This window comes from Methylomonas albis, assembly GCF_014850955.1.
GTDB lineage: Bacteria > Pseudomonadota > Gammaproteobacteria > Methylococcales > Methylomonadaceae > Methylomonas > Methylomonas albis.
Genome location: NZ_JACXSS010000001.1, coordinates 1029318 through 1055635, shown reverse-complemented (window position 1 = coordinate 1055635; position 26318 = coordinate 1029318). Strand labels below are relative to the sequence as shown.

24 protein-coding genes are annotated in these 26318 nt (G+C 53.4%); 14 read left to right on the top strand and 10 right to left on the bottom strand.

The genetic code is table 11. The annotated features are described in order from the left end of the window. The first annotated feature begins 1 nt into the window (after position 1). The 3 genes from EBA_RS05040 to EBA_RS05030 all read left to right on the top strand — a co-directional run bounded on the left by EBA_RS05040 (position 2) and on the right by EBA_RS05030 (position 5173). Positions 2–967, top strand: coding sequence for a FecR domain-containing protein (locus EBA_RS05040; RefSeq protein ID WP_192373639.1), 966 nt, complete (start codon positions 2–4; stop codon positions 965–967). A gap of 218 nt (positions 968–1185) precedes the next feature. Next, a complete protein-coding gene (locus EBA_RS05035) occupies positions 1186–3711 on the top strand; it encodes a TonB-dependent siderophore receptor (RefSeq protein WP_192373638.1) in 2526 nt (841 codons plus the stop codon). A gap of 19 nt (positions 3712–3730) precedes the next feature. Continuing rightward, positions 3731–5173 carry a PepSY-associated TM helix domain-containing protein gene (locus EBA_RS05030; RefSeq protein WP_192373637.1) on the top strand — a complete coding sequence of 481 codons (1443 nt, stop codon included), beginning with the start codon at positions 3731–3733 and terminating at the stop codon, positions 5171–5173. 125 nt (positions 5174–5298) lie between these two features. Here EBA_RS05030 and EBA_RS05025 read toward each other — a convergent pair whose 3' ends face one another. Next, positions 5299–5706 (bottom strand): type II toxin-antitoxin system VapC family toxin, encoded by a 408-nt coding sequence (locus tag EBA_RS05025; protein ID WP_192373636.1) that lies wholly within the window; start codon positions 5704–5706, stop codon positions 5299–5301. Continuing rightward, positions 5703–5975, bottom strand: a complete 273-nt coding sequence (locus tag EBA_RS05020; RefSeq protein WP_225615916.1) for an antitoxin — start codon at positions 5973–5975, stop codon at positions 5703–5705. The genes EBA_RS05025 and EBA_RS05020 overlap by 4 nt, the downstream gene beginning before the upstream one ends. A 282-nt stretch (positions 5976–6257) precedes the next feature. On the opposite strand from EBA_RS05020, the gene EBA_RS05015 reads away from it, so the two are divergent. The 3 genes from EBA_RS05015 to EBA_RS05005 all read left to right on the top strand — a co-directional run bounded on the left by EBA_RS05015 (position 6258) and on the right by EBA_RS05005 (position 8599). Further along, entirely contained in the window at positions 6258–6515 is a 258-nt protein-coding gene (locus EBA_RS05015; protein WP_192373635.1) for a sigma-70 family RNA polymerase sigma factor, read from the top strand. 458 nt (positions 6516–6973) lie between these two features. Continuing rightward, positions 6974–7495 (top strand): RNA polymerase sigma factor, encoded by a 522-nt coding sequence (locus EBA_RS05010; protein ID WP_192373634.1) that lies wholly within the window; start codon positions 6974–6976, stop codon positions 7493–7495. 48 nt (positions 7496–7543) lie between these two features. Then, positions 7544–8599 carry a FecR family protein gene (locus tag EBA_RS05005; protein WP_192373633.1) on the top strand — a complete coding sequence of 352 codons (1056 nt, stop codon included), beginning with the start codon at positions 7544–7546 and terminating at the stop codon, positions 8597–8599. Positions 8600–8644: 45 nt separating this feature from the next. Here the strand turns inward: EBA_RS05005 and EBA_RS05000 are convergent, their stop codons facing one another. After that, entirely contained in the window at positions 8645–8863 is a 219-nt protein-coding gene (locus EBA_RS05000; RefSeq protein ID WP_192373632.1) for a ribbon-helix-helix protein, CopG family, read from the bottom strand. A 139-nt stretch (positions 8864–9002) separates the two neighbouring features. On the opposite strand from EBA_RS05000, the gene EBA_RS04995 reads away from it, so the two are divergent. The 4 genes from EBA_RS04995 to EBA_RS04980 all read left to right on the top strand — a co-directional run bounded on the left by EBA_RS04995 (position 9003) and on the right by EBA_RS04980 (position 13131). Next, positions 9003–9317, top strand: coding sequence for a transposase (locus EBA_RS04995; RefSeq protein ID WP_192373631.1), 315 nt, complete (start codon positions 9003–9005; stop codon positions 9315–9317). Next, complete coding sequence (locus tag EBA_RS04990) at positions 9314–10183, top strand: IS3 family transposase (RefSeq protein ID WP_192377165.1); 870 nt, start codon at positions 9314–9316, stop codon at positions 10181–10183. Before EBA_RS04995 ends, EBA_RS04990 begins: the two co-directional genes overlap by 4 nt. Before the next feature lie 15 nt (positions 10184–10198). Next, a complete protein-coding gene (locus tag EBA_RS04985) occupies positions 10199–12343 on the top strand; it encodes a TonB-dependent siderophore receptor (protein ID WP_192373630.1) in 2145 nt (714 codons plus the stop codon). 287 nt (positions 12344–12630) lie between these two features. After that, positions 12631–13131: an RNA polymerase sigma factor gene (locus tag EBA_RS04980; RefSeq protein ID WP_192373629.1), complete on the top strand. Its 501-nt coding sequence runs from the start codon at positions 12631–12633 to the stop codon at positions 13129–13131. A gap of 28 nt (positions 13132–13159) precedes the next feature. On the opposite strand, the gene EBA_RS04975 is transcribed toward EBA_RS04980, so the two are convergent. Next, a complete protein-coding gene (locus EBA_RS04975) occupies positions 13160–13387 on the bottom strand; it encodes a DUF2835 domain-containing protein (RefSeq protein ID WP_192373628.1) in 228 nt (75 codons plus the stop codon). Between the two features lie 42 nt (positions 13388–13429). Continuing rightward, positions 13430–14305, bottom strand: a complete 876-nt coding sequence (gene htpX, locus EBA_RS04970) for a protease HtpX (RefSeq protein ID WP_192373627.1) — start codon at positions 14303–14305, stop codon at positions 13430–13432. 112 nt (positions 14306–14417) lie between these two features. Here htpX and EBA_RS04965 point away from each other — a divergent pair, with 112 nt between their 5' ends. After that, positions 14418–15527, top strand: coding sequence for a PQQ-dependent sugar dehydrogenase (locus tag EBA_RS04965; RefSeq protein ID WP_192373626.1), 1110 nt, complete (start codon positions 14418–14420; stop codon positions 15525–15527). Continuing rightward, the gene (locus EBA_RS04960; protein ID WP_192373625.1) at positions 15524–16132 is read left to right on the top strand and encodes an NUDIX domain-containing protein; all 609 of its coding nucleotides are present in this window, start codon (positions 15524–15526) and stop codon (positions 16130–16132) included. The genes EBA_RS04965 and EBA_RS04960 overlap by 4 nt, the downstream gene beginning before the upstream one ends. 150 nt (positions 16133–16282) lie before the next feature. On the opposite strand, the gene EBA_RS04955 is transcribed toward EBA_RS04960, so the two are convergent. Next, complete coding sequence (locus EBA_RS04955; protein WP_192373624.1) at positions 16283–17518, bottom strand: alpha/beta hydrolase; 1236 nt, start codon at positions 17516–17518, stop codon at positions 16283–16285. Between the two features lie 234 nt (positions 17519–17752). Beyond that, on the bottom strand, positions 17753–21646 hold the full coding sequence (locus EBA_RS04950; protein WP_192373623.1) for a PAS domain S-box protein: 3894 nt from the start codon (positions 21644–21646) through the stop codon (positions 17753–17755). A gap of 500 nt (positions 21647–22146) precedes the next feature. Here EBA_RS04950 and EBA_RS04945 point away from each other — a divergent pair, with 500 nt between their 5' ends. After that, a complete protein-coding gene (locus EBA_RS04945; protein ID WP_192373622.1) occupies positions 22147–22455 on the top strand; it encodes a ribbon-helix-helix protein, CopG family in 309 nt (102 codons plus the stop codon). Beyond that, positions 22455–22796 (top strand): type II toxin-antitoxin system PemK/MazF family toxin, encoded by a 342-nt coding sequence (locus tag EBA_RS04940; RefSeq protein WP_192373621.1) that lies wholly within the window; start codon positions 22455–22457, stop codon positions 22794–22796. Before EBA_RS04945 ends, EBA_RS04940 begins: the two co-directional genes overlap by 1 nt. 67 nt (positions 22797–22863) lie before the next feature. On the opposite strand, the gene EBA_RS04935 is transcribed toward EBA_RS04940, so the two are convergent. From EBA_RS04935 to EBA_RS04925, 3 genes are read right to left on the bottom strand one after another with little or no spacing between them, the layout of a single operon-like run. Beyond that, positions 22864–24225 carry a restriction endonuclease subunit S gene (locus tag EBA_RS04935; RefSeq protein WP_192373620.1) on the bottom strand — a complete coding sequence of 454 codons (1362 nt, stop codon included), beginning with the start codon at positions 24223–24225 and terminating at the stop codon, positions 22864–22866. Beyond that, entirely contained in the window at positions 24222–24839 is a 618-nt protein-coding gene (locus EBA_RS04930; protein WP_225615914.1) for an endonuclease domain-containing protein, read from the bottom strand. Before EBA_RS04930 ends, EBA_RS04935 begins: the two co-directional genes overlap by 4 nt. After that, positions 24836–26074, bottom strand: coding sequence for an HsdM family class I SAM-dependent methyltransferase (locus tag EBA_RS04925; protein ID WP_192373619.1), 1239 nt, complete (start codon positions 26072–26074; stop codon positions 24836–24838). The genes EBA_RS04930 and EBA_RS04925 overlap by 4 nt, the downstream gene beginning before the upstream one ends. Positions 26075–26318: the final 244 nt, after the last annotated feature.

The following is a 26318-nucleotide window of genomic DNA, read 5'->3' as shown; positions in this document are numbered from 1 at the left end:
GATGCAGCACACACACCACTCGGAAATCGACCCGCGCATCCTGGCCCAAGCGGCCGAGTGGTTTGCGCTATTCCGCTCCGGACAAGTGCAACCCAATGAAACCGCACAATGGCAAGCCTGGTTAGTCGCGCATCCCGACCATCAAGCCGCTTGGGCCAGAGTGGAATTTCATATTGATCGCTTCAAATCGCTGCCGCCCAAAGCCGCGTTAGCAGCCTTGACGGCACCGGATTTGCAGCGCAGACGCGCCATTAAACATTTGGCATTGCTCGGTGGCGTCGGCTTGGCGAACTGGCAGTTTTCGCGTGCCGGCTATTGGCAAGCCTGGACGGCGGATTACCATGTCGCGCAAGGCCAAATCCAAACAATCACCTTGGTGGACGGCTCGACAGTCGTCCTAGATAGCGGCAGCGCCTTGAACGTAGCATTCAGTGCTGATTTACGGCGCTTGCAACTGGTGTCTGGAACCATTTATATCGAGACAGCCAAAGATAATTCGGGTTGGCAGCGACCCTTTGTGGTCGATACCCAGGAAGGCCGGGTTCGAGCGCTGGGCACCCGTTTTAGCGTCAGCCAACAAACCGACCACAGCGAGATCACGGTGTTTGCCGACAGCGTAGAAATCCAGCCAGCCCATCCTAACAGCGCCAAACAGCGGCTACATGCCGGACAAAATACCCGGTTTGCAGCCGATCGCATCGAACCCATAAAGCCAAGCAAACTCGACAAACCCGCCTGGAGCCAGGGTGTCATCGTCGCCGACGACATCCCGCTCAGCGAGTTTCTGCTGCAACTGAATCGTTACCGGCAAGGTTACGTCACCTGCGCGCCGGAAATTGCCGACATGCGCATCATCGGCTCTTTCCCGCTCAAGCATACCGACAAAATCCTGGCTTCGTTGGCTACCAACTTGCCGGTCAAACTTTCCTATCCGCTGCCTTTCTGGGTGAAAGTGTTGCCGCGGTAGGCTCGTCCCTTTCACTAAATCCTGCCCATGCAAGTTGACGATGGTTTATGGCTTGTAGAACGGATTGCGCACAGCGTTTTCCTGACGGAATCGTCCAGCGGCGGAATTTCACTGTCATCATTGTCCGGCCTTTCAGCCAACGCATTGAGATGATGATGCGTACCATCTCAATGCCGTTATCTTCGAAGCGCACTATGCGCCGCTAAAAAAACACCATTTTGTTATTAGCAAAACTGCCACATAAAAATTATTTAAAAAAATTTTCAATCTCCGGTTCCGCTTTTTCAGTCTCGATTGACATAGGTAGTGACAACAGCCATTTTTTAAAGGAGATAAAACCGATGTCATCGACGCTACGCATCAGCAATTCAGGCTTGGCACCCTCGCGATTGCACCTAGCCATACAAGGCATTCTGCTGGCCTCCGCACTGACCGTGTTTGGTCCCGTCCATGCGGAAAGCGGTAACGACCATGCCAGCGTCAAGCGCAGTTACCATATTGCGGGCGGCTCGTTGAGTCAGGCCTTAAGGCAGTTTGCAACTAGCTCCGGCTTACTATTTTCAGCGGAAGCCAAGTTGACCGATGGCAAAACCTCTGGCGGATTGAACGGCGAGTACACTGTCGAGGAAGGTTTTAGAAAATTGCTGGCTGGCAGCGGGTTGACTTTTACGTTTACAGCGGATGATGCGGTAGCGATCAAGACAGAGATTCCGAACGACACGTCGACGAAGCAAGTAACGGAGCTACCGGAAGTAACCGTCAAAGCTTACCGCTATCTGGATGAGGAAACGAAAGACATCACCAACCTGCCACTGCCTGTCGAGAAGGTACCGCAGTCTATAAGCATATTGAACAATGATTTCGTCAAGTCGGCGGACCTAAAGACCTCGGGTGAGATTGCGCAATACACGCCAGGGGCGCTCTGGGCCAGTTTCAGTCCAAGTTATGGCAACCAGATTTGGTTGCGCGGCTTCGCTGCAAACTATGCCATCGACGGCGTAACGGTCGGCGATCAAATAACCGAACCTGACGTCGCGATGCTGGATCGGTATGAGATGGTGAAGGGACCTGCTTCCGTTGTGTACGGCCCGCAGAGCCCGGGCGGTATCGTTAACCTGGTTTCAAAAAGGGCGAACCCCGACACGCCCAGCTATATGTCCATGCAATATGGGTCATGGGACCGCTACCGGGTCGATGGGCAGATCTCCAAACCCCTCAATGACGCAGGTACGATTCGTGGCATCGGTGCCGTTGCTTATCAAAATGGCGGCAGCTTCATAGATTTCGTGCAACAAAACAAGTCAGTCGTTTACGGCGGACTTGATTTCGATCTGGCCAAAGGCATGACTGCTTACCTCCGGGCAAGCTATCAACGTACGGAGAATACGCCTTATAACGGCCTTCCCACCTACTCGAACGGGGTGCAAATACCGGTTAGTCGTTCTTTTTTTATCGGCGGCTCGAATTTGGACAATGTCGCCGATGCCATGCGCCTTAATGCAGGATGGTCGTGGGATGTGAATAACCTATGGAATGTCGGCCTGAAAGCCATCGGTCAGGACACCATTCACTCGGGGGGAAATGCCTACCCTTACAACACTATTGCCAATGATGGAAGTTTTCCCATTGGAGGGGAGGTTTTCAACAACTGGAATACTGCTGATTACTCGTTTGCAGGCTCCGCGACCCGAAAGCTCGACGACTTCGGCCTGACCGACAGCTCGATATCGGCTAACCTCCGTTACCAGCACTATCGTTATTCCATTAAAGAGGGCAATTATAACTTTGGAACAGCAAACATCTTCGACGGCGACCGAGCGGTCAGCAACGCTTTCAACGCATTAATACCCGGCCCTTCAGGGACATACCAGCAAGATCAGAAGATGGATTATTTAACCGCTTCCTCCCAGGCTGTTATTAAAGTGGCGAGTCCGTTGACCGTTGTTGGCGGCATCTCCGTTTCCAATCCCATGATCGACTTACAGGTCTACAATGGACCTTTTAAGAATTTTGATCCGGGTACTCAGGTAAATTATCGTGGCTCCCTCATCTACGAGCCGGTAAAAGGGCTAAACCTTTATGGCTCTTACAGCCAATCCTATCAACCGAACTTGCGGGTCGACGTCAATCAGAACGTGCTGGCGCCGATACAAGGCGAGCAATATGAAGTCGGAGTAAAGGCCTCTCCAACTGATCAGCTTCTGCTTACTGCAGCCCTGTTCCAAATTGATGAGCGCAATGTTGCGGTGTATGACTCGTTTGTAAACGGCGAGGCTTTGTATAAAGCTGCAAACGTTCGTCACCGCGGCGTCGAAGTTGAGGCAACCGGACGTATAACCGATAACTGGCAGATCAAGGCGGGGGGCGCCATGCTCGATCCCAAGATGATGTCAGATCCCACGAATCCATCGAGCGTCGGGCAGACGAGGACATGGTTGCCGCAGACTACCGCCAACCTGTTTTCGAGCTACGACTTTGAGAACGGCATTTCTATTGGCGGTGGCGGGCGCTACGTCGGCTCGGTCAAGACCTCCTACGACGGCTCTACAGGCCCCCTTAAATCTTATATCGTGTTCGACGGCTTCGCCAGCTATACATACGGCCCATGGCGCCTTCAGTTGAACGTGAAGAACATCCTTGACGAGCATTATGCTGTTCCGTCCCCAATCTTCCAGGCCCTGTGGGCAGGTGTATACCCCGGTGAGCCACGAAGCTTTGGGCTTTCACTGCGTAGGGACTTCTAATGAGATCGGAAAGAATGAGATGGCGATAAAGTCCCAATCCGGCGATGCCCGCCGATCCTGGCCGGACTATGCGGCGGTCTGGCGCTGGCATTTTTACGCCGGGCTGTTCTGTCTGCCATTTTTCTGTTGGCTCGCCATTACGGGTTCCGTTTATCTGTTCCGACCCGATATTGAGACGTGGCTCGATAGCCCCTACGAAGCGCTTCACATCGATGGGCCGCGCTCGGCCCCGTCTAGCGAGGTCCGGTCGGCCGTTGCCGCCGTGCCGGGCTCAACGTTTAGCCGATACGAGCCACCGGCAACAGTCACAGGCGCTGCCCAAGTCGTCGTCGCTAGAGATGGGCGACTTTTCCGGGTCTATATTCACCCAGGCACTCTACAAGCGATGAACGTAGAGCAGGACGACCATCGCCTCATGGAACTCGTCTCTCACCTGCATGGACAGCTACTACTCGGCACTGGAGGGTCGATGCTCGTGGAATTGGCGGGCTCTTGGGGAGTGGTTATGATTCTAACCGGCCTCTACCTCTGGTGGCCGCGCGGAAGCAGTGGGCTGGGCGGGTTACTCTATCCGCGGCTCGGGCTGCGTGGCCGGCTTTTCTGGCGCGAACTCCACGCGGTCACCGGCCTGTGGGTCTCGATGGTGACGCTGTTTTTGCTGTTGAGCGGAATGCCCTGGTCGGTTAATTGGGGAAACTATCTCACTTGGGTGCGTAACCACTGGGCGGTCACGGCTGGAGCGCCCGACTGGCCGATTGGCGGGCAAGATCAGCTTACCCCGGACATCGTGGCATCGGCTGCGCCAAGCAGCAGCATGCCCGGCATGTCTGCCGACGAGATGATCGCAATGTCGCCCGCCGCCACGCACGAAGGTCAACCCGAAGAACGACTGGCCGCAGATTTGCAAGCTCTCGACAAATTAATACCCGTCGCCACAGGCTTGCGCGTACCGCCCCCGATCTGGATCTCACCGCCCGCTGAGGGTCTTCGGGACTGGACGATTTCATCACATATACAGAATCGGCCTTTGCGCGTGACCTACACCGTTGCCCCTGATAGCGGTGTCGTGACCGGAACCGATGACTTTGCTGCTAAGAATATAGTCGACAAGGTGGTAAACGTCGTAATCGCAGCGCACGAAGGGCAGCTATTCGGACGGCTCAACCAGGCCATATTGCTGCTTAATGCTGCGTGTCTGATGCTAGTCACTATCAGCGCTGTGGTGATGTGGTGGCGTCGCAGGCCCGGTAATATGCTCGGAGCACCACCGCCAGCAGCTCAACCGCACCGCTCGACACCCTTCGCCGTCGCAATCGCTGCCCTTGCTCTGTTGCTTCCGCTGTTCGGATTATCGCTGCTGTTGATGCTTGCGATCGATAGAACGCTGCTGCGGCGGCTTCCCGCAGTCCGATGCTGGCTGGGACTTGCACCACGCGAGGTCCGAGAACCGAAGGTCAGGTAACGAACCCCAATATTTTCAATCGGTTTGGCCTTTGCTGGTTGCACTTGGTTTTATTGGTCGCGATCTAGGTTGGCTGGCGGCTCAACGGTTGTCGTGTTGAGGTTCCTGTCGTTACCTCAACGCTTTTACAACACCCAATCCTCCAGCCTTAAACCTTGAATGCGCTCAAACTCCCGCAAATTATGGGTTACCAAGGTGGCATTTTGGGCCAGAGCATGACAGGCATTCCAGAGGTCATTGGCGCCGATTGGCGTCCCGGCGGTTTTCAGCAAGGTGAATTGAGTGGCGTAATGTTGGCATAGCTCTGCGTTGACCGAGTAACTAACCGGTATGCTCCGCATCAATTGTCGGAGTTGAGCCAATACTTGCTCTTTCCGGGTGCTGCGCTCAGCCCCTTTCAGCAGTTCGGCATAGGTCAAAAAAGACATACTCAATTCATCCCGCTTATCCAGTGCGTTGATACGGTCTGCAATGCCGGGCGGCTTATTTTTGATCAGATAAATCAGGATATTGGTGTCCAGCATGTAAATCATAAGGTCTCGCGATCCTGCATCATGGCTTGCTCGTCGCGCTCCAACTGATCGGCAAATTCGCCATCAAAGGCAGAGAGCGCAGACATTAACGCGGCGCCCCGATCAAGCGGCAACGGATGAATGATCAGGTCACCGTTGGCATTGCGGCTGATTTGAACTTCGCTGACCTCCAAACGAAACTCTTGGGGAATGCGTACGGCCTGACTGTTGCCATTTTTAAAAATTCGGGTGGTTAAGGCGGTCATCGACGGCTCCGGATGTGTGTACATTGATGTATGTATTTTAAGCTTGCCATAGCCTTGAGGCAATATCTTCGACATGGCCGCCCGATTTCCCTTGGGCTAAGTCAGCCAGTTACTTCAGTAGAAAAGGACATTACTTTAGATGAACAACCATCCCCCACCCTTGACTGCCCGCGTATTTACGGCATCAAACCGAGCTACAACAATTTCTCTGGCGCCAAGTCCATTGCCGGGCATTTTTATACCGGGTGGCGGGCAATCTGACTACGGATTATTTACGTAGCCAAGCCCGACAACAAGCATGGGACGGTGGGCCGCGGCGAGGACTGGCAATGTCCCTGCCCGCTGCCCGAGCGGTTGGTGCAAGGCCAGCTGCAATGGTTGGCGGTCGAACGCTGGCCGCACGATTTGCCGGCAATCTGCCAGCATATATTGTGTTTGCGTCGGCTTGACGGCAAGCGCCATCAGCAAATTGCCGCTGAATCACAGATCTCGGAACGCCAGGTCGAATACATATTGTACCGAACCGGAAAAATGCTGGCCGCGACCAGTCCGGACACTTTTTGACGCCGCGAAAGGGGCTAAGAATAAGCAAAATGATGGTCTTGTGGAAAGGTCTTTAGCGCCACGAAAGTTTTAATTGGAGCTGATGCGGCGACTAAAAGCCCTATGCCGTTACGCATTGATCTGTCATGTATGGCTCCAAGCCACTGCACATTGCTGTGTGCACTTTAAACTTGATGCTGAGCGTTTAAGAGTTTTCACTTACTTTTCTAAGCAAATAAGTTATATGCCACGATTTTCGTTAAAACATTGCTTGCCAGCACTGGCCGCATTGTTCAAATATCGGCTTGACTAGCGTTTTAGCTAAATCCCAAGCACATGATTTAATTAGGCTTGTATGAAATACACATACTAAGACCAAACCCGAAACCGGTTTAATGGAATATTTTTTGCTGGCCGATAAGGTTTTCTACTAAAAATAGCCCGATTGACTGCGTTAAGTCTGCCGCGATCAAAAACGCATGAATAACTTACTGGACATACTATTCCGCAGGCATAAAAAGGAGCTTCTGGCATTCGCTGAACGCCAAAGCAATGTCAATATCGCCGAAGACATTACCCAGGAAGCTTTTTTGCGCTTAATGCAACATCCCAATCTGGCGGCTATCGAAAACCACCGCGCCTATTTATTCAAAACCGCTGCCAATCTAAGCAAGAACGCCTACGACCATGAACAGGTCAGGTCGCGTTACGCGCCAAACGAAGCAATAGATCTGGAGCAACTGATTTGCCCATTACCCCCGCTGGAATCGGCTATCGCCGCACAACAGCAAATTGAGTGCTTTCTAGCCGTTTTGACTCAACTACCGGAAGTCGTGCAGCATGCTTTTATCTTGAGCAAACTGGATGGCTTAAGTTACCCGGAAGTTGCTGAAGCGTTAGGCATTTCCGGCAAATCGGCCCAACGCTATGTGTTCAAAGCTTGGCAACATCTTATACAGCATCTAGGGAATGATTTTTTGGGTGATAATCTGACCGGATAAGCACTGCTCAACTGTCTTATTAGGTAAAGATCTAACAAACCGCGCCAGATGAAATCCAAATCTTACAAACTCACCGGTACGCCGCAGGAACAAGCAGGGTTCTGGGTATTTACTCAACATTCGGACGAGTGGACAACCGCTGCCGAACAGCAGCTACAGGATTGGCTGGCGCAACATGACAGCAACCGCCTGGAATATGAGCGCGCGCTCAAGCTTTGGCAACAGTTGGATCAACTAAAGCCTGCCTCCTTTCCGGCTCGGCAAGCGGCCCAGCAAATTCGGGCAAAGCGCATGCAACGCAAACAACTTGTCCGCAAAATTAAAGACACCGGGTTGATGGGCTTGCTGGTGCTGACCACGATTTTTGGTTTGAATGAATATCGGATGACTGATTGCTATGCCACCGCACTAGGCGAACGCAAGTCGATTGATTTGGCCGATGGCTCGCAAATCATCCTCAACACCGACACCCAACTGTCCGTGAAAATGACTGACAACCATCGGGTGCTTAGTCTGGCAAAAGGCGAAGTTTATGTGAGTGTGGCTCATGAAGTGGACCGGCCCTTCGATGTAATAGCCGGCAATGGCCGTATACATGACATTGGTACCCGCTTTAATGTCTATTCGGCCAACAACACAACACAAGTAACTGTCGCCGAAGGTAAAGTACAGATCATTCCGGACAGCAAAATAACCGGAGCGCGCTGGCTGGATCACGTCATCAGCCGATCGGCATTTTGGCTGCAACTGAGCAGCACACCGAGTAACGACGAAAGCCCTACATTGGTAGTAGGCCAGCAAATTAGCTACGACGACCAAGGCGAAGTCAATGCGCCGATTGCCAATGCCGCCAACGTCATTGCCTGGCGAAGTGGCCGGCTGGTATTTGAGATGGCGCCTTTGGAAGCCGTCTTAAGCCAGGTGCAGCGTTATCACAAAATAAGCTTCCAATACAGCGGCGAAGCAATTAAACAAATTCGCGTATCGGCCAGCTTCGAAATCGACAACCTGCCCAAAATACTCAACACCTTGCAAGCGGCATTGCCGATCAAAACCCAGCAATTGCAAGACGGCAAGATTATGGTTTCGTTTACCAGAGGCTAGCAAATAGCTCGACGTCGAATTCTCAGTAAACGGTTCGTTTCGGGATTAAAGCCCCATAGCATCCAATTCATCAAGCATTTTCAAAGCCTGTTTCGCATTGCCGCGCACCCGTGCAGCCATAAACCGTTGCTTGGCTTCATCTTCCGCCAGTGCTTGTGCAGAAAACTCAAACATCAATTTGTTAAGGCTAATGCCTCTGACTTTGGCAATATCTTTCAGTCTTTCCGCCATGTCTTCAGGTAAACGAATTGATAAGGTAGTCATGATTCTAATAACCTCAATAGCTGTTGCGGTGTAACGACTTCAAAACCAATGTGCCTAAGTTCCGCATTGGCGAAGTAAAATGGTCTAATAATCCCGGACACTTCTAAAGGCAGAATTTATACTGCTATCAGAGGTGACCATGAGTAACGACAAAAAACACAATAGACCCAAATACAGCCTGGAATTCAAACAAGATGCCGCTAGATTGGTTCTTGAAAAAGGCTACAGCCAGCAGCAAGCGGCCGATCATTTGGGAATATCGTTAAGTGCCCTGGGGCGTTGGGCACGAGCGGAACGCAAGCCATCGCCCAACGACTCGTCGACTAAAAAGTCTGGCCTGAATCTGGGGGATCATGACGAATTGATACGATTACGCAAGGAAAATGAACAACTGCGAATGGAGCGCGAAATCTTAAAAAAGGCCGCCGTCTTCTTTGCGAAAGAAACCGAATAAAGTACGGGTTTATTCGAGAGCAACAGAAGACCTATCCAGTGACCGTGCTGTGTCGAGTGATGCAGGTGAGCACCAGTGCTTATTATGCGTGGTGTAACAGCCCGCCAGACGACGATAAAAAACATCAAGATCAACAGCTTGCCGATAGCGTGCGGCAGATTTTTACCGACAACAAGCAGTGCTTCGGTTCGCGTCGTTTAGCGGATCGATTGCAGAAGCAAGGTTTAGCCGTTGGCCGCTTTAAAACGCGGCGGATCATGCAGGAGTTGAAATTAAAGGTTCGCTATCCCAAACGCTTTAAAGTGACCACGGACAGCAACCACAGTGAGGCCATATCCCCCAATCGGCTAGATCGGCAGTTTAAGGTCGCTCAGCCGAACCAGGTGTGGACGACGGATATTACCTATGTCTGGACGTTACAGGGCTGGCTGTATGTTGCGGTCGTGATCGATCTGTTCTCCCGCCAAGTAGTGGGCTGGGCCATTGATGACCATATGCGGACCTCGCTCTGTGTCCAGGCATTACAAATGGCCTTCTGGCGTCGTAAACCGCCGCCTGGACTGTTGCATCATTCCGACCGTGGCAGCCAGTATGCCAGCCGGGAATATCGGCAACATCTGGCGGTGATGAAGATGGAGCAGAGCATGAGCCGCAAAGGCAATTGTTGGGATAATTCGCCGACGGAACGATTTTTTCGTAGTCTGAAACATGAACAGCTCAACTACGAAAAATTCAAAACCCAAGAGGCGGCGAAACTGAGCGTGATCGATTATTTGGCTTTTTACAATGGCCGTCGATCACACTCAACATTGGGCTATCAATCCCCGATCGAATTCGAGCGGAAGTTTTCAAGAGACGCTGCCTAAACAGGTGTCCGGTTTTTGTTGACCATTACAGATGCGGTGGCGATAAAGGCGGCGGAAACAGGAAGCAATGCAGCATCGACTTTGCCGGCTGTTACGGTGTTGGGCCAGGCGATCTACGACACCACCGATCCTTACAACGAAGACTACCGGCTAGCCAACGCTAACACGGCCACCAAAACCGATACACCGATTATGGAAACGCCGTATTCGGTCAAGGCGGTGCCGAAACAGGTCATGGAAGATCAGCAAGTGGTCAGGATCGAGAAAGCCTTAGAAAACGTCGCTGGAGTGGTGCAAGAACCCTCGAGCGCGGGTTTACGCGATAGTTTTAATATCCGGGGGTTCTCGACCGGCAACGACATTCTGTTTTACCGCGACGGCAATCCGGTTCCGCAAAACGGCGGCAACGCATTTTCCAGTAAGCGCGATACCGCCAATCTGGAACGAATCGAAGTATTGAAGGGGCCGGGATCGCTGTTGTTCGGCCGGGTCGAACCGGGCGGCATCGTGAATTTGGTTACAAAACAGCCCTTGGCAACCCCGTATTATTCCTTGCAGCAACAATTCGGCTCGTTCGACTTTTACCGGACCACGATCGACGCCACAGGCCCTATTAGCAAAGGCGGCGATGTGTTGTATCGCCTGAACGCCGCCTACGAAGGGGCAGGCTCCTTTGCCGATTTTGTTGATAGCGACCGCTTCTTCGTCGCGCCCACCTTAAAATGGCTTATCGGCCCGCGCACGCAACTGACTGCGGAAATGGAATACCAACGTTTCGATGAAACGCCGGGGGCCGTCGTCACCGCGCTTTCCAATGGCACGTCCGCTTATCTCCCAAAGTTTTCCCGAAATTTGACGGCCAGGGAGCCCGGTTGGAATTCGAATAAAGGTGACCGCATTCTGGCTGGATTCAATTGGTCGCACGGTTTTAACGACAACTGGACGCTATCTCACCGCTTTTATTACACCGGCATTAACGCCGATGTTCGTGACGCTTGGTTAAGAGGGTTCGCTGATGCCGACGGCAATGTATCGCGCGGTTACGAACGCCAGCTGGCCTCGACCGACAACTACTTTACCTCAATGAATTTAAGCGGTAAGTTCGATATTTGGGGTTTGAAAAACACCCTGCTCCTGGGCGGCGATTATTACCGGTCTGACGCCAAGGATCCTTTCGACGTGCGCTTCATTCCGGGCACCTTTAACTTATTTAATCCGGCTTATAACACGGTCGGTTTTGACGGTATCGATGTGAATAATCGGGTCACCTTCGGGGTCGATAACACCACATCCTGGCACGGCTTGTATTTTCAGGACCAAATCGAATTGCCACTTAACGTGTTTGCCTTGGGCGGGTTTCGTTACGACCAAGCCGACCAGTTCGATCATCTGACCCATGCCAAAGCCGGCAACGAAAATCGGGTGAGTCCGCGCGGTGGCCTGCTCTGGCGACCGATTCCGGAATTATCGTTTTACGGCAGTTACACCGAAAACTTCGGCGCTCAAAACGGGATTAACGGCATGGGCGGCATTCTGCCGGCGCAAACCGCGCAGCAGTGGGAACTAGGAACAAAAACCGAACTGCTGGACGGAAAATTTAGCGCCACGGTAGCGTATTTTGATTTGACCAAGCAAAACATGGCGACGCCGGATCCCAATAACGCCTTGTTGATGCAATCGATAGGCGAAGCGCAAAGCCGCGGCGTGGAATTGGATACTTCCGGCGAATTGTTGCCCGGTTGGCGGGTGATCGGCGGCTACAGCCACTTGTTTTTCGCCAATACCACGCGCGACATTGGTTGGGACGGCGGCACGGGCTTTCAGGGCAAACGCATGCCCAACGCGCCGCACAACATGGGCAGTTTGTTCAGTTCTTACGAGTTTCTCGACGGCGATTTGAAAGGCTTTAAATTCGGCGGCGGCATTACCGCTTTGAGCGAGCGCCAGGGTAATTGGGCCAACGGCTACCAAATACCGGGTTATGTGCTGGTCAATCTAATGACTAGTTATTCGATGAAGGTGGGCAAGGCTAAACTAACCACGCAACTGAATATCGATAACCTGACAGACAACTATTACTTTGCCGGCAGCAATACCGGAAACGCTGTTTCAATTGGGGCTCCGCGGTCGTTTTTAGGATCGGTCCGAATCGAGTATTGAGCTGATAATAAAGGACCGTTGGGGTGAGATAACGAACCCCAACATTTTTGACCGGTTTGGCCCCTGACTACCATTGACCCGAATATCTCGCTTTCACGGTCGGTTGGTGGCTGGGCGCTTGTCGTGTTGGGGTTCGTGCCTCACCCCAACCTACGTTCGTCCAAAAGGGATTATTTTTAAATCATTGCTGCATTGCCGATGACTTGCACTCCAGCCGAATGGTTTGTTCCGCGTTCACAACTGCTGAGGCACAGCTTTAAAAGCGGCAAATTTTTTGATACAAGCCGATGAACAACCATTCCCAGCCCTTAACCGCCGCGTACTTGCGCCACCAAACCGAGCTACAACAATTTCTATGGCGCCAAGTCCATTGCCGGGAAGCGGCAGCGGACTTGCTACAAGATACTTTTCTGCACATCGCCGACTATCCGGGGCAAGATACCATTGCCAACTGCCGGGCGTTTTTATACCGGGTGGCCGTTAATCTGGCCTTGGATTATTTGCGCAGCCAAGCCCGGCAGCAACTGCGCGATGGCGGCACTGTGGAGGAAGACTTGCAATGTCCCTGCCCGCTGCCCGAGCGGTTGGTGCAAGGCCAGCAGCAATGGTCAGCGGTCGAACGCTGGCTGCACGATTTGCCGGCAATCAGCCAGCAGATATTGTGTTTGCGTCGGCTAGACGGCAAGCGCCATCAGCAAATTGCCGCTGAATTACAGATCTCGGAACGCCAGGTCGAACGCATATTGTACCGAACCGGAAAAATGCTGGCTGGCGCGAACTTGACCTGATGGCGAGTTACCGGAAAGATTTAAGCGCTCACACTAGCTTTTTGATGCCAATAAACTTATTCCCAGCCCCCAGTTCCATTTCAAAATAGCCTTGTATGCCGGTCTTGGTCAGATAACGTTGAATATTGCCGGCCGGGAACACCAGACGGCGACCGTCGTCAGCAAGAGTAACCACGTTTTTGGCGACGCCTTGATAGACGGCCAGATATTGGTCGTAACTCAGATTGAGTTTGAAGCGGATGAATTGATTAGCCATAAAAAAGCCGCGCCGGTTGATCCGGCACGGCAAGGGAGCGTCCTAACGAGCGTTTTGCAAAGCGGCGATGCGTTCGTCCAAGGGCGGGTGACTCATAAACAAGCGTTGTACGCCGCCGCCGTTGATACCAAATGCCGCCAGTTCGCCGGGCAATTCGGCCGGTTCATGCGAACGCTGTAATGCGCGCAAGGCGCCTATCATTTTCTGGCGACCGGCCAAGTTGGCGCCGCCGGCATCGGCGCGGAATTCGCGGTAACGCGAGAACCACATCACTAGCATCGAAGCCAATATCGACAAGGCGATTTGCGCGACCATCTGCGTCACGTAATAGGCCGGGCCGTAACCGCGTTCGGTTTTAAAGACCAACCGGTCCACCAGGTGACCGATAATCGTCGCGAAAAAATAAACGAAGGTGTTTACCACGCCTTGCATCAAGGCCATGGTGATCATATCGCCGTTGGCGACGTGACTGATCTCGTGGCCGACCACGGCTTCCACTTCATCCGCATTCATGCTGCGCAACAGACCGGTGCTGACTGCCACCAAGGCGCTGTTGCGGCTGGCGCCGGTGGCGAAGGCGTTGGCTTCCGGCGCATCGAAAATACCGACTTCCGGCATGCCGATACCCGCTTGTTTAGCTTGTTGGGCAACGATGCCAAGCAACCATTGTTCGGTTTGATTTTGCGGCTGTTCGATAACGTGCACGCCCATCGCGCTTTTAGCAGACCATTTCGACATAAACAACGAAATCACCGAACCGGTCATACCGATTACCGCAGACATGGCCAGCAAGCCTTCGAGATTTAAATTAACGCCTTGAGCATCTAGCGCGCCTTTCAAACCTAAGACATTAAATATGATGCTGATCGCAATCATGATGGCCACGTTGGTAGCCAGAAATAGCAATATTCTCATCATGGCGTAACTTTCCTGTGTTGTTATAAAGTGGGTTTAATTTGGGGAGTCGAAAGATTAAATTCAAGACTATAGAGTGTTAACATCTGCCAAAGTTTACTTGAGGGACATAAAAATGAGAATTATAAAGTCGCTATTGATGCTGTTTGCCGCCGCACCGCTATGCCTGGCAGCCACTCCGGAACAAGAAGCCGTGCTAAAACAATTGCGCTTGCCACCAGGTTTTAACATTAGAATTTTCGCCGACGATGTTCCCAATGCCCGACAAATGGCGCTGGGCGACAATGGCGTGGTCTATGTCGGCTCGCGGCAAGGCAGCGTCTATGCCGTTCAGGATAAAGATGGCGACGGCGTCGCCGAACAAAAGTATCTGGTCGCCCAACAACTCAATCTGCCCAATGGCGTGGCCTACAAAGACGGCACACTTTACGTTGCGGAAATTCAACGCATCATTCGTTTCGACGAGGTCGGCCAACGCTTGGCCAGCCCACCCAAGCCGGTTACAGTATTTGATCAATTCCCGTCCGACCGGCACCATGGCTGGAAGTATCTGCGTTTTGGCCCGGACGGCAAGTTATATACCGGAATAGGCGCTCCTTGTAACGTCTGCGACCCGGAGAAACCGATATACGGCTCGCTAATCCGCATGGATCCTGACGGCACCGACATGGAGATCCTGGCGCGCGGCATCCGTAACACGGTGGGTTTCGATTGGGAAACCCGTAGCGGCCATCTGTTTTTCAACGACAATGGCCGCGATTATCTAGGCGATGATGCGCCAGCCGACGAGCTGAACGAATGGAACCAAAAAGGCGAGCATTTCGGCTTCCCTTACTGCCATGCCGGCACCATACCCGACCCCGAATATCCCGGAAATAAGGAATGCTATAAATTCAAGGCACCGGCCTGGAAATATAAAGCCCACATTGCACCGCTGGGCATGCGTTTCTACACCGGCACCCAATTCCCGGACGTCTATTTCCGCCAATTATTCGTGGCCCAACACGGCTCCTGGAATCGCACGCAACCGCAAGGTTATCAGGTTAATGTGGTCAAATTCCGCGAAGGCCAAGCCTACAACGAACAGCCCTTCATCAGCGGCTGGCTGACCGCGCAAGGCACCGTCTTGGGACGCCCGAACGACATTATTCAAATGCCGGACGGCAACCTATTGATCAGCGACGACAGCTTGGGCGTCATCTACCGGGTAAGCTACGGCCGATGAGCGACAAACAATTTCAAATACTGGATACGCAGGTTGTGTATGAAGGCTTTTTCCGGCTGGAGCAATACACCCTGAAACACACGCTGTTCAACGGCGGATGGAGCCCCCCTTTAAAGCGGGAATTGTTCCGCCGCGGCAATTGCGTGGCCGTGCTGCTGTATGATCCGGACCGCGACGAAGTGGTGTTGATAGAGCAGTTCCGCGTCGGCGCGGTCTTGCAACCCGAGCGGGCCTGGCAGCTGGAAATCGTCGCCGGCGCCATCGAGGAAGGCGAAACCGCCGAAGAAGTGGCTTATCGCGAAGCCCGCGAAGAAGCCGGCTGCGAGATTGAAGAACTCATCGAAATAAAACAGTTCTTCACCACCCCCGGCGGCTCGTCGGAGTGGATTACCCTGTTCTGCGGCCGGGTAGATAGCAGCCGGGTAGGCGGCATTCATGGTCTGGCCGAGGAAGATGAAGACATCCGTGTCACAGCCGTCAAATTCGACGAGGTATTTCGAATGCTGGAAGACGACAAAATCGAATCCGGCATTCCCATCCTCGCTATTCAATGGCTGTATATTCATCGCGAGAAGTTGCGTAGCCAATGGTCGACTGGGGCTTAATAGGGCTGCTAGTTTGAAGACAAGAGAGTTGGCCTCTGGAAATAAACCCATCCCAACCGGTCGTGGGTGGGGGTTTATAGAATGTTTCAGCGATTGAGCCGGCGGCAACCAGTCTTGATAGATGCCGCCCCAAAGCACTGAATACCCCCTCTACCTGGTTTGTAAAGAACCCGCCCGATCCAGCCATTTGCTGGCTTTTTCATTCAGCCAGGCCAGAGCAAACTCGTCTTTTTTGATCAGCATATCCAGAAACGCACTGGAAACGCTGGCGATGGCCGCGACTTGTTTGTAGCCCAAGTTCGGATCGCGGCGCTCGGCTTTGCCAAACAGACCGCCGCCCGGACCGCCACCGCTCATACCTCGACGTCCACCACCATGCCCACCAGCACCGCCGCCGGCATCCATCCCGCCCATGTCCGATTCCCCGCGCCTCGATCCACTCAAGCCAAAACGCCCACCCAACTCATTGCCCGCCAACAATCGATGCCCGGCACCGCGCAGTAGCAACAAATATTTGCCGCCGGCCGGAGCCTGCTCCCAAACCGCCGTGCGCACGGCAGCCGAACTAATCGCATACGGGTCGTTGTCCTCGCTACCGGTAATCGTCAGCATCGGCAAGCGCAAGGCCTGAAACCGACTGCGAACATTGCCTTCGGCCAAATCCACCGACGGGCTTAACACTATCGCCGCGACCGGCCTGAGCTCGTCGCTATGCGGCAAACCGACACCAAAACTCTCACCCAAGGCCGCCGCCACGGTTTGCGCTCCCAAATCGTAGCCCGCCAGAATCACCTTGCTTAAATCGGCAGACCCGTACAAAGGCTGCCGCAAACCGGCGCGGGTTTGCACTTGCCGATAGGCCCAAAACAGCTGCTCCAGGCGGATTTTCAAGTTTTCGGTGGCAAAATATTGATGACCAACATAGTGCAACTCACTTTCGCGAGCGCTCCGCGATTGCCGACGCGGCTTGTCGCCGAACCAACCGCCGCGCGCCTCGTCCGGCCGTAGCGCCATATTCTCATCAGCCAGCTCGACATTCTCGTCATCCGGCATCTCCTCCGGGTCATCGAAGCGGCGTTCCGCCTCCAACGCTTTCAGTGCCCGACTAAGCACCACCGGCTGCATACTAAACACCAGATAACCGGCCTTAGCCCAGGTTTCCCGCCACAAACGCCCGGCTCCGGCGTCTTCACCCAAGCTGGGCAGATAAATAATCAAGGGGTAGCTGCCCGGCGTGTTCGGCCCGATCAGTTCCACTTCCAGTTCCGTTTGCTGATAAATCCAGACATCGTGACTCACATCGATAGCAAAATTCCGTGCGGTTTTGTAGGCACCAGAGCCCAATGCCTCGGTCAATTTTTCCTGCTGATCTTCCTGACTGGGCATTGGCGGTCTTGACGAACAGGCGGCGAACAACAGCAGCCAACAGCACAATAGCCATCGGCTCGATTTAAAGGATTTATAGCGTTGAGGCATGACTTTGCAACTCCGGCAAAAGATCGGATACAGGTTATCGATATCGCCATTATCGCCGACAGACGGCCAAACCGGCTCTAGCAAATTGTAAAATTGGGTAAACAAATCCGCGCTGGCGAAATGGCGCGCTGGAAGCCATGAAGATTAGCCGGGTTGACGCTGCAAAATTTCCAATGCTTTATCAAAAGCAAACACTTCGACATGCCGCGTCAAAAATGCCAGGCCTTCGCAGCCCAAGGCCTGCAGCAATTGCTGACGGTGATTTGCTAAATAGACTTGGGACTGAATATTGCCTTCTTCCAGCAATATCCTCAGGCCTTCGACGACTGCGTGCAGGACATCCGCAGAATATTTAGGCTGCGGATTCTCTTTGAGCACGGGCTCATTCGGCAACGCGGCGCGGATCTCGGCAATTAAAGACGCCAGTTGTTCGGTCAATTGCGTGAGCGGAAGCGCCAATGAAGCAACCGCATCGGCTGCGCCCGTTTTTAGCATCATTTCTATGCCTTCGGCGGTCTGCCGGATGTGGGTTATTCCCAAGGTCGCCGCACTACTTTTTAAGGAATGCGCGGCTCTTTGCGCTGATACCCAATCGCTAACCGCCAATAACTGCCTGATATTGTCAGCCTCGGCGGCATGCCGCTCGGCAAAATGCCGCAGCTGGCGCAGATAAAACGGCAGTTTGTTTTGCACATTGTACAAACCAGCCTTGAGATCCAGGCCGGGGATGCTCGCTAAGCGCTCATGTAACAAAACTGTGCCATCACCCCGCCCCGACGGACTGGCAACCCTAACAAGCTCACCAGCCTCCGCCTGGGGCGGCATCCAGCGTAATATCGCATCGTACAGCACCTCGGGATTGACGGGTTTGGGGATATGGTCGCTCATCCCAGCGTTAAGGCAATTTTGCCTATCCTCGTCAAATGCGTTGGCAGTCATCGCTAGTATCGGGGTTTTTTCCCGTCCCGGCATACGTCGAATCGCCAGGGTTGCGGCGATACCATCCATATCCGGCATCTGCATATCCATCAGGATTAGGTCATAAGCATTTTTGGCCGCCATCTCGCAAGCGATCCGGCCATTTTCAGCCAGATCGACTAATAAACCCGCCTCCTGCAACAGCTCCAACGCCACTTCCTGATTGATCGGATTGTCTTCGGCCAACAACACCCGCCGGCCTTTCAGGGCTGAGAGATCCGGATGCTGTAAGTCCGCAGTGGCTTTTTGCCGCCACCCCGAGAGCGCGCCAGCGATCACATCGTGTAAGGTCGATAGTGTCACCGGTTTAGCTAAATGTCCGACAACTCCCGCCTTTTGTAATTCTTCGGCGCTGTTGTCGTAACTATACGCCGTCACCAGCACAATTTTTGGTAAGGACTCGCCAAGCATTTTGCTCATCCTCTGCGCGGTTTGAATCCCGTCCATTCCCGGCATCATCCAGTCCAGCAACACCAGGTCGAACGGTGCATTGGCCAGCTGGGCATCTGCAACACTTTGTAAGGCCGCCGCGCCGGAATCGGCAGTACCAACCCGTGCCTCGAACCTGGTCAGCATGTGCGCGATGGCTTCACGGGCCTCGCTCACATCATCTACCACTAATACTTTTAAACCTTTGCGTATCTCCGGCGCAGGCAATGGTTGCGGAGAGCCCGCTGCGTAGCGGAACGGTAACTCCAGCCAAAACGTACTGCCCCGCCCCAGTTCACTTTCCGCGCCCACTGTGCCACCCATCATTTCGATAAGGCGTTTACTGATGGCTAATCCCAATCCGGTACCGCCGAAGCGCCGCGAAGTCGAAGAATCGGCCTGCTCGAAAGCTTGAAATAAACGGCTGCATTGCTCGGCATTCATGCCTATGCCGGTGTCGCTGATTTCAAATCTAGCGACAATGCCCTCCGGGTTTTTGTCTATTAATCGCGCCCGAAACACTATGTGCCCAGCATCGGTAAACTTGACCGCATTGCTGGCAAAATTAATCAGAATCTGCCCCAAGCGTAAGGCGTCGCCGCGTAACACCACGGGCAAAGCCGGATCGATACGGTTAATCACTTCCAGGCCCTTTTCAGCGGCTCGGTCGCAAATCAGGTCATTCAAAGTTTTGAAAACCTGGTCAAGATCGAAATCGTTGATGTCCAAAATCAACTTACCGGCTTCGATTTTGGAAAAGTCCAGGATGTCGTTGATGATGCCCAGCAAATGCTGCGCGGCGGCGGAAATCTTGGTCAGCTGCTCACGCTGTTTAGCATCCAACGCGGTATTTTGTAACAAATGCGTCAAACCGATGATGGCGTTCATTGGGGTACGGATTTCGTGGCTCATATTTGCCAGAAATGCACTTTTAGACACATTGGCCACTTCCGCCGCTTGCATCGCATCAGCCAACTGTTCGGTGCGATCAACCACCAATTCTTCGAGATGTTCGCGATAGTTTTCCAACTCTTCGAGCATCTGTTTCTTTTCGGTAATATCGTCCTTGATAGCCATGTAATGACTAATCCGGCCATCTTGCTCACGCATCGGCACGACGATAACCGATTCTACAAATTCACGACCATCCTTGCGTTTATTGATAAATTCGCCTTGCCAGGACCGACCACTCGTTAAATTATCCCAAAGCGCTACGAAATACTCAGGCTTGGTCTTGCCCGATTTCAAAAGACTGGCTTTTTGGCCCAATAGCTCGGCGCGCGTATAGCCGGTAGTTTGAATTACCGCTTCGTTGACGTACTCGATGCGCGCATCCAGATCGGTGATAACGATGCTCTCAGGGCTTTGCTCGACCACCAGCGATAATTTGCGCAGCTCTTCCTCCGCATGCTTACGCTCAGTGATGTCCATCAGCGATGCCAGTAAATTGTCGCCCATCGTAATACCGGTGATGATAGCGGTGCGCACCTCGCCATTTTTACAGGTCACCTGATATTCCTGCGATTCTATAGGGACATTCTCTTCGGCCGCGCGCCGCTGCAAGCCTTGCCAGACTTCGAAAACTGCTTGCCGGTAAACCGGATCGGGATAGGCATTGCGCCACCAATCGGCCACGGTCGGGATGTCCGACAAGGTATAACCAAAAGTGCGGGTAATAGACTGGTTCAAGGCCAGCATGGTGCCGTCGGCGTCGATCAGTCCCATTGGTACCGGCGCCACATCGAACAACTTGCGGAAATTAGCTTCGCTTTCCCGCAACGCCGCCTTGACACGTTTGCGCTCGGTAATGTCACGTACTATTTTCGAAGCACCGATGACCTTGCCGTCGCGATCTTTTATCGCCGAAATCGTCATGGCAACCTCGATTCGGCTACCATCCTTATGCAGCCGTTGCGTTTCGTAATTGCTTATCCGCTCGCCACTGACAATACGCTGCAGCAGGTTAGCTTCGGTTTCAAATAGTTCGGATGGAAGCAGCGACGTAATCGGCTGGCCGATAATTTCAGCTGCGTTATAACCGAACATGCGTTCGGCCGCGGCATTCCAACTGGTAACCATCCCATCCAGGTTTTTGCCGATAATGGCATCGTCGGAAGAATTGACTAGTGCCGCCAACTGAGTACGTTCCGCCACCAAACCCTGCTCCAGCAACTCATTCGCCGCTTTCAGAGCCTGCTCGACCCGTGCGCGTTCGGTTACTTGCTGTTGCAACTGTTCGTTGGCGGCGCGCAATTGCGCGGGGCTGGGTAATTGCAGCGCCTTGGGAATCAACGGAATCAACACCGCCACCGTCACCACCGAGACTATCGCCGTCACCACTTTGGTGAACGCATCCAGGCTGTAAAGCGGCTCCCAGATCACCACCACATCCATCAAATGCGTCGTGCCGCAGGCCAGAATGAACACCACAAACAGCCAAAGCACCCGGATGTACGGAAAATCCTGCCGACGCCGCGCGAAATAACCCAAGGCAACCGGCAGCAAAAAGTAGCACAGGAATATCAAGCCATCGCTAATCACGAACGTCCACAACAAACCCGGCGACCAGCTTAGGCAATAACCATGCGGCATGAAATTATTGTCGGTCAAGAATTTGAGAGTTTCATTCATAGCAGCGGTGTCGGTTAAGAGTTAAATCGGCAAGTCGACGTCCTGAACCGCATGCCACCAATAAACCACCTCTTCCCGATGTAAGAGACGGCTAGAGCGTTCTCGATAAAAACCTGTACATGCAAAAATAGCAGCTAGCCAAAACAGCGTAAGATTAAAGACTTTAACTCTATCAATTAAATTCCGTAGACCAGCGATGTAACAGCAGTGGCAATCGCTGCAGCGAGGGCTGCCGGAGTCCGTGCGCCACTGTCGGCACAAAGCTTTTCACAGCCCTGTAACCTGGTTTCCGCAGCCTTTAAAGTACTTATTGAATCCGGGCCGGGGTAGGCCAGACGCGGGCAACACGGGTATTCGTTAATCATCCGCGCCGGCAATAAGGGCATGTCGCCGGATAGTTCCGGGAAAGGCAGTGGTAGTTCCAGTTGTATGGGGGGCGCTCGTTATCGGTCATTTTGTAATTCACTTTGTCATCATATTTGCATTACCTGGAGCCAGCCATGCCCGCTATCAGCTTACGCTTACCCGACGATGTGGAAGCCAAGCTCAAAGCCGAAGCCCAATTGGAAGGCAAAAGCCAATCCGAAATTGCCCGTTTGGCCATCACCGAATACCTGGCCCGCCGCGAACGCAAGCGGTTTATGGCGAAAATGGTGGCGGAAGTGCGCACGGCCTATGCCGATCCGGAAATCCGCCGCGAAGCCTTGGCCATTGTCGAAGAATTCGATGCGGCCGACGCGGGCCTGGAGCGTTTGATTGCCGAAGAACGCGCCGCCGGCATCGACCCCGACGAAAAATGGTGGGAATGATGAAGCGCGGTGAAATTTGGGTCGGTAACCTCAACCCGCCGCGCGGGCGGGAAATCGGCACAGCCCGGCCGGTGCTGATTATCCAAACCGACGAATTGAACAAAAGCATCACGCCTATGGTTGTGGTGCTGCCGTTGACCACGCAAGTTTATCCGCTGTTTAAACGCTGGCGCGTCACCTTGCCGCCGCGCGGGCGTCGGCTGAAATCGTGCCAAATCATTACCGACCAACCGCGCGCGTTGCACCGAGACCGCATCGGCGAAGGGCCGCTGGCCACCGTCAGCGCCGAGGAACTGGCGGCGGTGGAGAAGAGTTTAAGAGCGGTGATGGGCTTGTGGTGAGGGCTCGCTGGCGCAACGCCTTGTCGGCCAGCGCCGACGCGGCTTTAGGTCAAGGCACCGATCAATGTTATGCCGTGGATTTCGACATTTTTCCCGCACGCTTTTTGGCAAGAGCATCGATTTTCCGGGCGGCAATGCGCGCCAGCAATTCGCTGGCCGGTTCGTCGTTGGGGTCTTGCGGGACCAGTTCGCCGCGAAAGGCTTTGGCTAACAGGGCTGGGGTGAGTTTTTCGACTTGGGTGCGGGCGGCTTGGTAGCGGGCTTCCAGGCGGTCGGCGTAGGCGAATAGGGATTCGACGCGGCGGACGATTTCGATTTGTTCATCAAGTTTAGGTATCGCCACTGGAAGTGTTCGCAAATCTTCAAGGTTAATACCCGTATATGCAACCCCTCTTTCAACACCGCTCAACCATCTCTGGCTTCTATCAGCTCCAATCCACAAAGCCAAAAATTGAGGGTTAACTGTTGTAATGTTTCCAGGAATGACTGCGACCTCCCTGGAAACATTCCAGCCAGCCATATCTGAAGTTGCGACTGCCACACCGCCTAGTGTACCTCGAACATTTACTAAAACTTCGTTCCCCTGAAGAATTGTGCGGCTATATTCGTTTGATAAGCTCTGAGCAATTTTTTTCATTCCATCATTTTCAAATTTCAACCAACGGACATTGCTAGTTCGTAGACACGGAACGCCATTGGCAATGTCATCCCCCAGTTTTATAACTCCATAAGTAATCACTCGATCTCGATAACACAGATCTTGTAGATTAGTCTCTGCAATGAGCTTATCAGCACACCCATATTTCTGAGTTCGCCAATCTTCAGTTAAGCCTCCATCAGTCGCATATGAAACAACAGACTGGCGAAAACGCTTGATGATGGCTGGAATTCGGTCAAGGCGGTCGCGGCAGGTATCTACTCGAGCCAGCACGGCATCGAGTTTGTCGGCGATGCGTTTTTGTTCGTTGTGGGGAGCGAATACGAATGGAGCGGCACGGCCAGTTTCGGTACCCAGCCGTGGCATGTTTAACCCGTGACTTTCGGCTTCTACATAATCGAGAAAAGCCGGATGTTTTAACCAATAAAACAGAAAACGAGCACCCAAATTGTCGTTGGTTTTCAACGGTATGATTTCTGTCGAACAGTAGCCTGCTTGGTCGGCTATCAGTACCTTATTCAGGTAGGGCCGCAGCTTTCCGTACAGAACATCGCCAATTTCGAAGTGGTTTTTGGTACTTTTCGAACCGCGGTCGGAAAATTTGCATCTAGCCAAGAGTTTGGACGTATGTTTTTCAATGTCTTCCAATTCCAGCACCCAAGCCGATGATTCGATTTTGTTTGGCTCGACTTTTACGGTCTTGTCATAATCGACGACTTCGCCCAATTTGGTTATTGTCCAAGTCGAAGGCACCTCAGGCAGCCTGCTCATGATGGCTCCTTGCCGTTGTCGGTATTATTTGTATGAATCCCCCCTAGCCCCCCTTTTTCAAAGGGGGGGATTAGGTTGGAGTGGTCTGGCTTATCTCTCCCGTTTTCAAAGGAGAGGATTGAGTTGAATTGGTCGGGGGTGGCTACATCTTTACCAAGGGTGGGTATTGGCAGCGCTGAGTCTGGGGTAGCTCCATCGTTTTCATCGGGAGAATCAGAGGCGCCAGGGCCGCAGTTATCTCCCCCCTTTGAAAAAGGGGGGCCGGGGGGGATTCGACTAATCACCTCCACCACCGCATCCAGCTCCAACAACACTTGCCGGTTATCGAAGCGCAATACTCGCAAGCCCAGGTTTTGCAAATACGCATCGCGTCGCTGATCAGCGGCTTGGTGTTCGGCCTCAAAATGCTGGCTGCCGTCCAGCTCAACCACCAAGCCGGCCGCCGCACAATAAAAATCGACGATGTAAGGACCCAGCGGCTTTTGCCGGTAAAACTGCCAGCCGTTGATTTGCTTGCGGCGCAGACGGTTCCAGAGTTTTTGTTCGGCATCGGTCATATCGCCGCGCAGTTTGCGGGCGTTGGTTTTCAGACCTTGGTCATACGGCAGGATCAAAGCGCTTCCTCCATGCCCAACTCCGCCAAAATCCCCCGCAATTCCTCCATCGCCGCATCCAGTTCAGTCATCGCTTCCTGAGCCAGTTCGGCGGGTTCCGGCAAGTCCTGGGCTTCAGTGGCGCTGTCGTCTTTCAGCCAACTGATGTCCAGGCTATCGCCGCGTTCGGCAATTTGTTCGCGGCTGAAACGGCGGAAACGGCTGGTTTCGCCCTGGTCGATGCGCTTGGCCAAACTGGCAGGGCTGCCGGTTGGATCGTTACCAAACGCCGCTTCGAACTCCTCAAAGTGTTGCTCGGTGAGTTGAGTGCGCTTGCCGAATTGCGGCATGTTGGCGCTCAGGTCGTAAATCCAGGTTTCCTGGGTGTTGCCTTTGTCGCTGTCACCACGACTGAAGAACAGCACGTTGGTTTTCACGCCTTGGGCGTAAAAGATGCCGGTCGGCAGGCGCAGGATGGTGTGCAGGTTGCATTTGTCCAAGAGATCGCGGCGAATCTCGGTGCCGACGTTGGATTCGAACAGCACGTTATCGGGTAAAACCACCGCCGCCCGGCCGCCCGGTTGCAAGCCCCGGTAGATATGCTGCAGAAAGCAAAACTGTTTGTTGCTGGTGGGATAGGTAAAGTCGTCGCGGCTGGGCAAGCCACCGCCTTTTTTGGTGCCGAACGGCGGATTGGTCAGGATCAACGAGGCTTTGGGCAAGGCTTGACCTTCCAGGCTGAGGGTATCGCCGTAACGAATGCCGCCGTCGATGCCGTGCAACATCAGATTCATCAAGGCCAAGCGGTGGGTGTCTTGCACGTGCTCCATGCCGTAAAAGGTGCTGTTGCGATATTTGCGTTGCTGGCTGTCGGTGAGCGCGTCGAAGTCGTTATGGGTGCGCAGGTAATGGTTGGCGGCAATCAGGAAGCCGCCAGTGCCCGCGGCCGGGTCTTGAATGGTGTCGGTGAGCGTGGGTTGCATGACCCGCACCATGCTATTGATCAAGGCTCGTGGTGTGAAGTATTGGCCGGCACCGGACTTTTTCTCGTTGGCGTTTTTCTCCAGCAAGCCTTCGTACAAGTCGCCCAAGTCTTCGCGATGCACACTGTACCAATCCAGTTTGTCGATTTCCGCGACCAGCGAGGATAAGGTGGCGGGCTTTTTGATAAAGCTGCTGGCGTTGGCGAATATCTCTTGAACCAGGTTTGAACCGTGGCTGCCGAGGTGGATTAGCAGGATCAGGAGCGCCAGCATTTTTCGGTAAAGCTGAAATGGGTCCCATCCGATTTCAGCGCGAAAAATTTGCTGGCAGTTTATGCCTTCGGCGGCCCCGATTCGTCCGCGTCACCTCGTTTCGACCCAACAGGGGGTCGAAACATCGGCTCTCGCATGACTTGACGCCGTGTCGCGATGCCTTGCAGGTTTTCTCCGCTTCGCTGCGAAAACCCGCCCGGCGCTACGGCTATCGGGGACTAAAAATCTTCACTTCGCTTGCGCT

Excerpts from the sequence above, each read along its gene's own strand:
- EBA_RS05020 (WP_225615916.1), bottom strand. The coding sequence starts at position 5,975 with ATGTACACACATCCGGAGCCGTCGATGACCGCCTTAACCACCCGAATT.
- EBA_RS05000 (WP_192373632.1), bottom strand. The coding sequence starts at position 8,863 with ATGACTACCTTATCAATTCGTTTACCTGAAGACATGGCGGAAAGACTG.
- EBA_RS04950 (WP_192373623.1), bottom strand. The coding sequence starts at position 21,646 with ATGAATGAAACTCTCAAATTCTTGACCGACAATAATTTCATGCCGCAT.
- EBA_RS04995 (WP_192373631.1), top strand. The coding sequence starts at position 9,003 with ATGAGTAACGACAAAAAACACAATAGACCCAAATACAGCCTGGAATTC.
- EBA_RS04935 (WP_192373620.1), bottom strand. The coding sequence starts at position 24,225 with ATGAGCAGGCTGCCTGAGGTGCCTTCGACTTGGACAATAACCAAATTG.
- EBA_RS04980 (WP_192373629.1), top strand. The coding sequence starts at position 12,631 with ATGAACAACCATTCCCAGCCCTTAACCGCCGCGTACTTGCGCCACCAA.
- EBA_RS04975 (WP_192373628.1), bottom strand. The coding sequence starts at position 13,387 with ATGGCTAATCAATTCATCCGCTTCAAACTCAATCTGAGTTACGACCAA.
- EBA_RS04965 (WP_192373626.1), top strand. The coding sequence starts at position 14,418 with ATGAGAATTATAAAGTCGCTATTGATGCTGTTTGCCGCCGCACCGCTA.
- EBA_RS05010 (WP_192373634.1), top strand. The coding sequence starts at position 6,974 with ATGAATAACTTACTGGACATACTATTCCGCAGGCATAAAAAGGAGCTT.
- htpX (WP_192373627.1), bottom strand. The coding sequence starts at position 14,305 with ATGATGAGAATATTGCTATTTCTGGCTACCAACGTGGCCATCATGATT.
- EBA_RS05025 (WP_192373636.1), bottom strand. The coding sequence starts at position 5,706 with ATGATTTACATGCTGGACACCAATATCCTGATTTATCTGATCAAAAAT.
- EBA_RS04940 (WP_192373621.1), top strand. The coding sequence starts at position 22,455 with ATGAAGCGCGGTGAAATTTGGGTCGGTAACCTCAACCCGCCGCGCGGG.
- EBA_RS04925 (WP_192373619.1), bottom strand. The coding sequence starts at position 26,074 with ATGCTGGCGCTCCTGATCCTGCTAATCCACCTCGGCAGCCACGGTTCA.
- EBA_RS05005 (WP_192373633.1), top strand. The coding sequence starts at position 7,544 with ATGAAATCCAAATCTTACAAACTCACCGGTACGCCGCAGGAACAAGCA.
- EBA_RS05040 (WP_192373639.1), top strand. The coding sequence starts at position 2 with ATGCAGCACACACACCACTCGGAAATCGACCCGCGCATCCTGGCCCAA.
- EBA_RS04945 (WP_192373622.1), top strand. The coding sequence starts at position 22,147 with ATGCCCGCTATCAGCTTACGCTTACCCGACGATGTGGAAGCCAAGCTC.
- EBA_RS04955 (WP_192373624.1), bottom strand. The coding sequence starts at position 17,518 with ATGCCCAGTCAGGAAGATCAGCAGGAAAAATTGACCGAGGCATTGGGC.
- EBA_RS05030 (WP_192373637.1), top strand. The coding sequence starts at position 3,731 with ATGGCGATAAAGTCCCAATCCGGCGATGCCCGCCGATCCTGGCCGGAC.
- EBA_RS04960 (WP_192373625.1), top strand. The coding sequence starts at position 15,524 with ATGAGCGACAAACAATTTCAAATACTGGATACGCAGGTTGTGTATGAA.